Origin of the sequence: Kitasatospora sp. NPDC057542, assembly GCF_042801945.1 — a bacterium.
In the GTDB taxonomy this organism is placed as follows: Bacteria; Actinomycetota; Actinomycetes; order Streptomycetales; family Streptomycetaceae; genus Kitasatospora.
Window position 1 is genome coordinate 1 of sequence record NZ_JBHVFE010000362.1, and the last position, 9,360, is coordinate 9,360.

Genomic DNA, 9,360 nt, shown 5'->3' on the forward strand with positions numbered 1-9,360 from the left:
CCCGGGGCCACGGCCCCGGGGGTTCGGTCGTTCACGAGCCGTACGGCTCCCGCGCAGCGGTCCCGCCGCTCAGGCCACCCGCTCCAGCGTCCCGGTGTGCAGCTCGCCGACCCGGCCGCCCTCGCCCTCGAAGGTCCAGAAGGCCCGCACCGTCAGCTTGCCGAGGTCCATCACGTGGCTGACGGTGATCCCGCTCTGCTCCGTCCAGCTGACGAAGTAGATCTCCGGTGCGACCTCGGCGACGTGCAGCCGCACGTCCTCCCACTGGCCCGCGGACTCGCCGAGGCCCTCCCAGCGCAGCCGCGTGCCGTCGGCCGAGTAGGTGTTGCGGAAGGCCGCGCCGTTGTCGGCCCGGAAGAGGTAGGTGCGGCCGGCGAAGGCGGGCAGGGGCGCGGTCATGGCGGGGCGGGTCCTCGTTCCTGTTCGGTCGTGGCGAGCATCCGGTCGGGCTCGCCGCTCTTGTGCACGGCGGATGATGTCAGGCTTCCAATTTATCCGACCGGGCGCACTCGGTCAGGCACTCGCCACGGTACGGTCCGCCACCACGCGGCCGCCCGGATGCGCTGGTCTTCACCGCGAGCGCGCTGGACACCATCGGCATCGCGGCGGTCGGCGGCACCCGGCTGCTCGCCGGCCTGAACCACCTGGAGCTCGCCTGGGCGCCGGACGCCCGTCCGCCTGGCCCGCCTTGGCTCTCCCGCTCCCGGAAATTGATCAACTCGACTGCCACGCAGCGTCGTTGATCGACACCACTGTGAGCTGCGCGACAACCTGCCCGGCCGAGTTGTCCGCCCACGTACGACCCACCTAGCCTGCAACGGTCGTCCGCCCTCGCGGACCCCGCCGCCGGGACGCCGAATCCTGTCCACCCGCCGGCGGGTCACCGAGCACCACAGCGGACGGGAGCGGGGGAACCAAGGTCAGCGCCCGGGCCGCACGCCAGAGCGTACGGGCCGCGGCTAGGGGTGAAGCCGCTCCGCAGGCGGCCGGGCGACCTCAGCCCGAACCCGACAGCTCACCTCGCAGGCGTCGCAGAGGTCACCCCATGCCCCAGCCTGCCAGCTCGACGCACCGGCCGGCGCCCGCGTCCGCCCGCCGCGGTGGACCGCGCCATGCCCGTCCGTCCCACCGCGGACGCAATGCCGCCCTCGCCGCCACCGGGGCGTTCGCCATCAGCGGCGCCGGACTGCTCGGTCTGTCGGCGGTCACCGGTGCCCAGGCCGTCACCGCGTCGACCGTCACCCAGGACCGGCTCGGCCCCGCCACCATGGTCGCGGGCAGGGCCACCACCGCCTCGCTCGGCCTGCACTCCGCGGCCTGCTTCACCGCGAAGACCGTCGGTGTGGGCGTGCGCGACGCGCGCGGCAACAACCTCGACTTCCCCGGCAACGTCTCCAACGTGCAGATCTGCCCGAGCGGGGTCGACTTCACCAGCGGTGCGCGCGCCCTGCCCGCCGGGACGTACACCCGGTTCGGCTTCTGGCAGGAGCTCGGCGGCGCCTGGCACAACCTGCCGTCGCAGCAGTTGGTCGTCTCCGCCACCGGGACGTCCACCCCGACCCCGACCTCGACCCCGATCGCGACGCCGACCCCGACGCCGACCCCGACGCCGACCGCCGAGCCGACCCCGACGACCAAGCCGACCCCGACCGCCGAGCTGACCCTGACCGCCGAGCTGACCCCGACCACCGCGACGACGCCGACCACGCCGGCCTCGTCGACCCCGACGACCACGTTGACCCCGTCGCCGAGCGCAACCCCGAGCCCGAGCGCCCCGGCGCCGTCCTCCCCTGTCGCTGGCAAGTCGCTGACCTGGTCGGATGAGTTCAACGGCGCGATCAGCTGGGGCCGGCGCTGGGTCGGCGACAAGAGCACCGCGTACAAGTACGGCAATCACAACCCGGGCGACAACAAGCTCGACTGGCTGAACAGGAACAACGTCAGCGTCGCCAACGGGGTCGCCACCTTCACCGCCACGCCCGGCGGGCCGGCCCTGGAGAACGGCAAGCAGTCCTGGAACACCGGGTTCCTGACCACTGAGGGATCCAGCGAGGGCTTCCAGGTCAAGACCGGCGACTACGCCGAGACCCGGGTCAAGCTGCCCGCCGGCAGCGGCGCCTGGCCGGCCCTGTGGACCTGGAAGAACGGCAACGGCGAGGTCGACTCCTTCGAGTACCACCCCGACAACCCGAACCTGCTGGAGCTGACCAACCACGTCAACCCGGGCAGCGCGAGGTACTACACCGACGCGAGCGCCATCGCGAAGGACCGGTGGGTGACCATCGGCACCCACTACGGCGCCAACTCGGTGGACTGGTACGTCAACGGCGTCAGGGTCTTCTCGGACGGCAAGGGCGTCGGTGCCGACTGGTCGGCGTACCTGAACCTCAGCCTCTCGGTGTGCGCGGGGCAGTACCACCCCGCGCCGCAGGGGACCGCCCCGATCACCTTCGCCGCCGACTACGTCCGCGTCTACCGGTAGGAACGGGCCATCGGCAGGACGGTTCCGCAGGCCGGGCCGGCCCCACCGGCGGGACCGCGTGACTCAGGAGCCGGCAGTCGTCTCGACCACCGCGATGTCGAACGGCTGCCGGTTGTTGCCCTCGTTCCGGTCGTCCGCGCCGCGCACCACGACCGAGCCGCCGCTCAGCCTGCCCACCGGCAGCTGCGGGTCGAGCCGGACCGGGACGAGGGCGGTCGCGCTGCGCCCCTCCCGCAGCCCGGGCCCGAACATGCACCGCACGGTGCGGCCGTGGCCCAGCACCTGGCAGTCGGAAGGGAAGTACGGACCCTCCGGGCTGACGCCCTCCGGCAGGGTCACCACGACCGTGAACGGGGAGGCGGTGGTGTCCGGGCCCCCGTTGCCGACGAAGGCGCGGACGGTGGTGGTGCCGCCGGGGGTGGCCGGGTCCGGGGCGGTCCGGACCACCTCCAGGTCGGAGGCGGACGGCCGAGCGGCGGCCGGCGCGGGCAGCGTGGAGGCCTCGGATCCCGCGTCCGTCGCTGCTCCGGGCTTCGCCAGGGCCGGCAGGGTGGAGGCCCCGGGCGCCGCCGGGACGGGCAGGGTGGACACCGTGGACGCGCCCGTCGTGACGACCTCCAGCGCGGGCCGGGGCTCGGGCCGCCGCAGCGCCCAGGACGGGTCGGTGGCCGACACCGTCACCGCGCACCCCGCTGCCAGGGCCGCGGCCAGTCCGGCCCCGCCGAACCCCCGGCCTCTCGCGGCAGGTCGTGCGCCGCCGCCCCGCACACCCCCGCCCGGTACGTGGCCACCCGGTACCTCACCGCCCCGAACGTCCCGGTGCTGCTGCTCCATCCCCGTTCACCCTGCCCTCGCGTCCCGGCCGCCCGCGCCGTCGCGGGCGGCGTCGGCACCAGGGTGGCGGAGCCGTCGCCGGAGCCCGGGGACAACCCGCCCGTCGTCCGCCCGAACGGATGAAGCGGCGTGCCTCTCCGACCGGGTGGGCCGGCAGCGATGGTTGACAGGGCGTCAGGGGGCGAGAACCTGCCCCAGCCGGGTCGCGATCCGGTGCATCACGGGGACCAGTGAGGCGGCCCCGGCCTGCTCCTCCAGGGCCCGGATGCGCGCCTCCGGGCCGGAGACCGAGAGTGCCGTGGGCGTCGGCGCGCCCGGGACGGCGAGCGCGATGCAGCGGACGCCGATCTCCTGCTCCTGGTCGTCGACCACGTAGCCGCGCGAGCGTGCCTCGACGAGCTGGCGCATCAGCTCCTGCGGGTCGGTGACCGTGTACTCGGTGTGCGCGGGCAGCGGGTTGGGGCCGAGGACGGCGCGGGCCTCGTCCTCGGGCAGCTGGGCGAGCAGCGCCTTGCCGACGCCGGTGCAGTGCGGTTGCACCCGTCGGCCGACCTCGGTGAACATCCGCATCGAGCGGCGCGACTGGACCTGGCCGACGTACACCACCTCGCCGCCCTCCAGCACCGCCAGGTTGGCGGTCTCGCCGGTGGCCTCCATGAGTTCGGCCAGGTACGGGCGGGCCCAGCTGCCGAGCAGTCGGCCGGCCGTCTCGCCGAGGCGGATCAGCCGGGGGCCCAAGGTGTAGCGGCGCGTGGTGTCCTGGCGGACATAGCCCTGCTGGACGAGGGTACGAACCAGTCGGTGGATGGTCGGCATCGGGAGGCCGGAACTGGTGGAGAGCTCGCTGAGGGTGGCCACGCCGCCGGAGTCGGCCAGCGCCTCCAGGAGTTGGAAGGCGCGTTCGACGGACTGCACGCCGCCGCCCGCGCGTTCGGCGCCTGTCGTCGATGCCGGGTCGGGGGTCGCAACCACCGGCGTTCCTTTCGCTGTCGGGGAGGAGTAGAGTCCCGGCGACCTCTTCAACAAACCGTTGAAATTCTGTATCGCGGAAACTAGTCTCCACCCTACAGAATCGAACTCGCCGACAGGCGGGTTCCGATCGAGGAAGTTCCCCGGGGAACCTCCCACCGGAGCTCCCCTCGCCAGGCTCAACCGTCTTAGGAGTGTCCTGCTCATGGCTGCAGATCAGGGGCCCTCCCCCAGCCTCCGGCCGGGGGTACCCCCAACCGCGTCCTCCCCTTCCGCTCCGGTCGTCACTGTCGCCGGTCCTCGTGTCCACCGGGCGGAGGAGGTGCTCACTCCGGAGGCGATCGCCTTCGTCGGCGGGCTCCATCGCGCCTTCGAGGGGCGCCGGCAGGAACTGCTGGCCAGGCGGAGGAGCCGCCGCGCCGAGATCGCCGCCGCCGGCACGCTGGACTTCCTCCCCGAGACCGCCGACATCCGGGCCGGGGACTGGAAGGTCGCCGAGGCGCCCCGCGCGCTCCAGGACCGCCGGGTCGAGATCACCGGCCCGACCGACCGCAAGATGGTCGTCAACGCGCTCAACTCCGGGGCGAGGGTCTGGCTCGCCGACTTCGAGGACGCCACCTCCCCGACCTGGGAGAACGTGGTCGGCGGCCAGGTCAATCTGATCGACGCCTTCGAGGGCCGGATCGACTTCACCAGTGCGGCCGGGAAGGCCTACGCCCTCAAGCCCGCCGCCGAGCTCGCCACCGTCGTGGTCCGCCCGCGCGGCTGGCACCTGGACGAGAACCACCTGCTGGTCGACGGCACCCCGGTGGCCGGCGCGTTCGTCGACTTCGGCCTCTACTTCTTCCACAACGCCGCCCGACTGCTGGCCAAGGGCGAGGGGGACCCGAACTCCGGCCCGTACTTCTACCTGCCGAAGACCGAGAGCCACCTTGAGGCCCGGCTGTGGAACGACGTGTTCACGCACGCCCAGGCCGAACTCGGCGTCCCGCACGGCACGATCCGGGCGACCGTGCTGATCGAGACCATCACCGCCGCCTTCGAGATGGACGAGATCCTCCACGAGCTGCGCGACCACGCGGCGGGCCTCAACGCCGGGCGCTGGGACTACCTGTTCTCGATCGTCAAGAACTTCCGCGACGCCGGCGAGCACTACATCCTGCCGGACCGCAACAGCGTCACCATGGCCTCGCCGTTCATGTCCGCCTACACCCGGCTGCTGGTGCAGACCTGCCACAAGCGCGGTGCCCACGCGATCGGCGGCATGGCCGCGTTCATCCCGAGCCGCCGCGACCCCGAGGTCAACGCGGCCGCGCTGGAGAAGGTCAGGGCGGACAAGGACCGGGAGGCGGGCAACGGCTTCGACGGCTCCTGGGTCGCCCACCCCGACCTGGTGCCGGTCGCCCGGGCCTCCTTCGACGCGGTGCTCGGCGAGCGCCCCCACCAGAAGGACAACCCCGGCCCGGCCGAGCCGGTGACCGCCGCCCAGCTGCTCGACATCGCCGGCGCCGGCGGCACCTGCACCCACGCGGGGCTGCACAACGCCGTCCAGGTCGGCATCCGCTACATCGAGGCCTGGCTGCGGGGTCTGGGCGCCGTCGGCATCTTCAACATGATGGAGGACGCCGCCACCGCCGAGATCTCCCGCTCGCAGATCTGGCAGTGGATCCACAACGGGGTCGTGCTGTCCGACACGGGGGAGAAGGCCACCGCCGAGCTGGTCCGCGCGCTGGTCGCCGCGGAGCTGGCCGGACTCCTCGCCGAACTGGGCGAGGAGGCCTACAGTGCCGGCCGTTGGCACGAGGCCGCCAGGCTCTTCGAACAGGTCGCCCTGGCCGAGGAGTTCGTGGACTTCCTGACCCTTCCCGCGCTGCCCCTGCTGGGCTGAGCCCGACCTGCCCGCCGGTGCCACCGCTGCTGCCTGCCGGTCTGTGGCACCCCGGCGGTCCACCACTGCGTTCCGTACGGCGACGAATCCACCTGTCCTCTCGTCGCCGTGCGGAACGGTCTTTTCCACGTGAGGAGTTCACTCATGACGCGCATGTTCTTCAACGGCCAGGCGATGGTCGGCGGCCCCTTCCACGCCAAGGTCGCCGACTCGCTGATCGGGCCGGCCCGGACCGCCCCCGGCTACCGCTTCTTCTCCATCGACCACAGCGGCGGGACGGACGTCTGTCCGGGACTGCTGGCCGACCCGGAGGCGGACACCGCCATCGAGGGCGAGCTGTACGACATCCCGCTGGAGCGGCTGCGGGACGTCATCCTGCCGGGCGAACCGCGGGAGCTGGAGCTGGGTGTCATCAAGCTGGAGGACGGCTCGGCCTGCCTGTCGATGCTGCTGGCCCGCGGCGAGGTCGAGCGCGGCGTGCACCGCGAGATCACCCACCACGGCGGCTGGCGTGCCTACCTCGCCACGATCGGGCGCGAGGCCTGACGGCGGGAGGCGCGACGCGGCACGGTGCGGCTCGCCTCGGCACGCCTCGCCGGGGATCGGCGCCGGAACGGATGACAGCTGACAACTTTCGTCATCTGTCATCTGTTAGCTGTTATCCGTCGTCCGTCCGCTGAAATCCGTCCACCGAAACCTGTCAGCCCCCCGCCGCGAGGTTCGGGCGCCCCGCCACCATCGCGTCGCCCAGCGGGCTGCGCCGGTACAGCACGCTGTGGCCGAGCCGGTTGCGCTCCAGCAGCCCGGCCTCCGCGAGCGCGCCCAGGTGACGGCTGACCGCACCCGGGGTGACCCCGAGCCGGTGCGCCAGCTCCGTCGTGCTGGCCGGGGTCGCCAGCAGCGCCAGCAGCCTGGCCCTGGGGGCGCCGATCAGTCCGGCCAGCGGCCCGTCGACCGCCGCCCGAGCTTCGGCGCCGGCGGGCCCCAGGCCCTCCGCCATCGTCGCCTTACCGCGCGCCGGGTAGCAGACCAGCGGCGGCCCGCCCTGGGTGACGTCGGTCTGCGCGCCGAGCCCGAACAGCGTCGGGATCAGCACCAACCCGCGCCCGGCGACGTTCACCGTGGTGCCCACCGCCTTCACCGCCGGGTGCGGGTCGACGAGCCGCAGCACCCCGGCGTGCCAGCTCAGCCTGGCGTCGAGGTCCGCGAACAGCCCCTCTGCCCCGCGCTCCGAGAGCATCCGCCCCCGGTAGGCGATGTCCGCCTCCAGCACCGAGCGGGCGCGCGGCCACCAGGCGGGGGCGAGGCAGCGCGTCCAGTACGCCTCCAGCGCCTCGGCCGCCCGGGCGGCCAGCGCCGCCGGGTCGTCGATCAGCCCGGCCAGCACCGGCGGCAGCGGGCTCGGGTTCCCGCCGCCTCGGTAGGCCTCCAGCACGTCGGCCCGTACCACCTCCGGAGGGGTGGCCGCCAGCCGTGCCAGCTCGGCCGAGAAGTCCGGGCGGGGGCCGAGCGGACGCGGCGTCAGGAAGTCCGGCACGAAGCCGACCGGCGCGATCATCGACTCCAGCAACGCGGTGTCCAGCGTCTCGTAGCGGTCCTGCCAGCCGGCGGTCCACGGCTGCTGCGCCGGGTAGCGCCCGGGCCAGTGGCGGGCGCGCAGGCTCAACACCGCCTCCTGCAGGGCGGAGTAGCCGAACCAGGTGGCGGCGAGGTCGTCGACGCCCAAGTGGAACTCGAACATTGACCGCAACGGTAAAAGAGTTCCGCCACCGGGGGAAGCCCGCTGTCCTACTGCCATGACCTCCACCACGGTGCTTCCCTCGGCCGTCCGACGGCTGCTGCCGGCCGACCCCCTGCTGCGCAGGCTTGCCCTGATGAGCCTGGTGAACACCGTCGGCAACGGCCTGTTCGTGACCGTCAGCGTGCTGTTCCTGACCCGCTCCGTCGGTCTGACCCCGAGCCGGATCGCGCTCGGGCTGAGCGTGGCCGGCGTCTGCGGGGTGTTCGCCGGGGTGCCGATGGGCCGGCTCGCGGACCGGGTCGGCAGCAAGCGGCTGTTGATGGTGGTCGGGCCGCTGGAGGCGCTCGCCGTGCTCGGCTACGCCTTCGTGCACTCCTTCGCCGCCTTCGTCGCCCTGGCCTGTGTGGCGACGGTGCTGGAGCGCGGTGCGGCGGCGGTGCGCAGCGCCCTGATCGCCCGGACACTGCCGGCCGAGACCCAGGTGCGTTCGCGCTCGCTGCTGCGCTCGGTGATGAACGCGGGGCTGGTGGTCGGGTCCGGCGGTGCGGCGCTGGCGCTGCAGTCCGACAGCTACGCCGGGTACGTCACCATGATGGTCCTGGACGCCGCGAGCTTCCTGGGCGCGACGGCACTGCTGGCCGGCCTGCCCGACCGTGACCCGACGGTCCGCCGGACGACCGGTCCGCAGGCCCCGGTGGCCCCGGTGGGACGGCGGACGGTGCTGCGCGACCGCCGCTACCTGCTGGTCACCGTGCTGCACGCGCTGCTGGAGCTCCAACTCCCGGTGCTCACCGTGGGGATCCCGCTGTGGATCGTGCTCGCGACGGACGCGCCGGCGGCGGTGGTCGCCGCGGTCGACGTGGTCAACTGCCTGCTGGTGGTGGTGTTCCAGGTGCGGGCGAGTCGCGGGGTGGACGACGTTCCGTCGGCGGCCCGGGCCTGTGCCCGGGGCGGCCTGCTGCTGGCGGGCGGCTGCCTGCTCTACGCGGCGGCGGGGTCGGGCCCGGCGGCGGTCGCCACCGCGGCGGTCCTGGTGGGTGCCCTGGTGCACAGCCTCGGCGAGCTGCTCACCTCCGCGGGCGGTTGGACGCTGAGCCTGGACCTGGCCGATCCGCGGTCCCACGGCGAGTACCAGGGCGTGTTCATGAGTGGCCAGGCGGCGGCCCACGTGATCGGGCCGCTGGTGATCAGCCTGACCGTGGTCGCCCACGGCGCGGTCGGCTGGGCCGTCCTGGCCGGGGTGTTCGTCCTCGCGGGCGCCGCTCTCCAGGCTGCCGTCCGGCACACGGAGCAACCGGCCGCCATCGGCTGACCACGAACCCGCCGACCACGAACCCGCTGTCCACGAGCCCCCGGTCCGCGGCCCCCTCCGCGGCCCCCCGATCCGCGGTTCCCTCCGCGGCCCCTGATCGTCCGGCCCGCTTCCCACGGGGGTGGGAGCGGGCC

Annotated in this window: 8 protein-coding genes and 1 riboswitch; of the genes, 4 read left to right on the top strand and 4 right to left on the bottom strand. The window is 73.4% G+C overall.

Features of this window, described 5'->3' with window-relative positions; translation table 11 throughout:
* Positions 1 to 69 precede the first annotated feature (69 nt).
* The gene (locus tag ACFU7Y_RS32730; RefSeq protein WP_224275159.1) at positions 70 to 399 is read right to left on the bottom strand and encodes a MoaF N-terminal domain-containing protein; all 330 of its coding nucleotides are present in this window, start codon (positions 397 to 399) and stop codon (positions 70 to 72) included.
* A gap of 479 nt (positions 400 to 878) precedes the next feature.
* Positions 879 to 1,044, top strand: a riboswitch (cyclic di-AMP (ydaO/yuaA leader).
* A 1-nt stretch (position 1,045) separates the two neighbouring features.
* On the opposite strand from ACFU7Y_RS32730, the gene ACFU7Y_RS32735 reads away from it, so the two are divergent.
* Positions 1,046 to 2,482, top strand: coding sequence for a hypothetical protein (locus ACFU7Y_RS32735; protein WP_380770549.1), 1,437 nt, complete (start codon positions 1,046 to 1,048; stop codon positions 2,480 to 2,482).
* 63 nt (positions 2,483 to 2,545) lie between these two features.
* Here the strand turns inward: ACFU7Y_RS32735 and ACFU7Y_RS32740 are convergent, their stop codons facing one another.
* A complete protein-coding gene (locus tag ACFU7Y_RS32740) occupies positions 2,546 to 3,157 on the bottom strand; it encodes a hypothetical protein (RefSeq protein ID WP_380770550.1) in 612 nt (203 codons plus the stop codon).
* 333 nt (positions 3,158 to 3,490) lie between these two features.
* A complete protein-coding gene (locus ACFU7Y_RS32745; protein WP_224275167.1) occupies positions 3,491 to 4,288 on the bottom strand; it encodes an IclR family transcriptional regulator in 798 nt (265 codons plus the stop codon).
* A 202-nt stretch (positions 4,289 to 4,490) separates the two neighbouring features.
* On the opposite strand from ACFU7Y_RS32745, the gene aceB reads away from it, so the two are divergent.
* A complete protein-coding gene (gene aceB / locus ACFU7Y_RS32750; protein WP_224275169.1) occupies positions 4,491 to 6,173 on the top strand; it encodes a malate synthase A in 1,683 nt (560 codons plus the stop codon).
* Positions 6,174 to 6,317: 144 nt separating this feature from the next.
* Positions 6,318 to 6,719, top strand: a complete 402-nt coding sequence (locus ACFU7Y_RS32755) for a gamma-glutamylcyclotransferase (RefSeq protein ID WP_224275171.1) — start codon at positions 6,318 to 6,320, stop codon at positions 6,717 to 6,719.
* A 154-nt stretch (positions 6,720 to 6,873) separates the two neighbouring features.
* On the opposite strand, the gene ACFU7Y_RS32760 is transcribed toward ACFU7Y_RS32755, so the two are convergent.
* Positions 6,874 to 7,914, bottom strand: coding sequence for an ArsR/SmtB family transcription factor (locus tag ACFU7Y_RS32760; protein ID WP_380770552.1), 1,041 nt, complete (start codon positions 7,912 to 7,914; stop codon positions 6,874 to 6,876).
* 55 nt (positions 7,915 to 7,969) lie between these two features.
* Here ACFU7Y_RS32760 and ACFU7Y_RS32765 point away from each other — a divergent pair, with 55 nt between their 5' ends.
* On the top strand, positions 7,970 to 9,226 hold the full coding sequence (locus tag ACFU7Y_RS32765; RefSeq protein ID WP_380770553.1) for an MFS transporter: 1,257 nt from the start codon (positions 7,970 to 7,972) through the stop codon (positions 9,224 to 9,226).
* Positions 9,227 to 9,360: the final 134 nt, after the last annotated feature.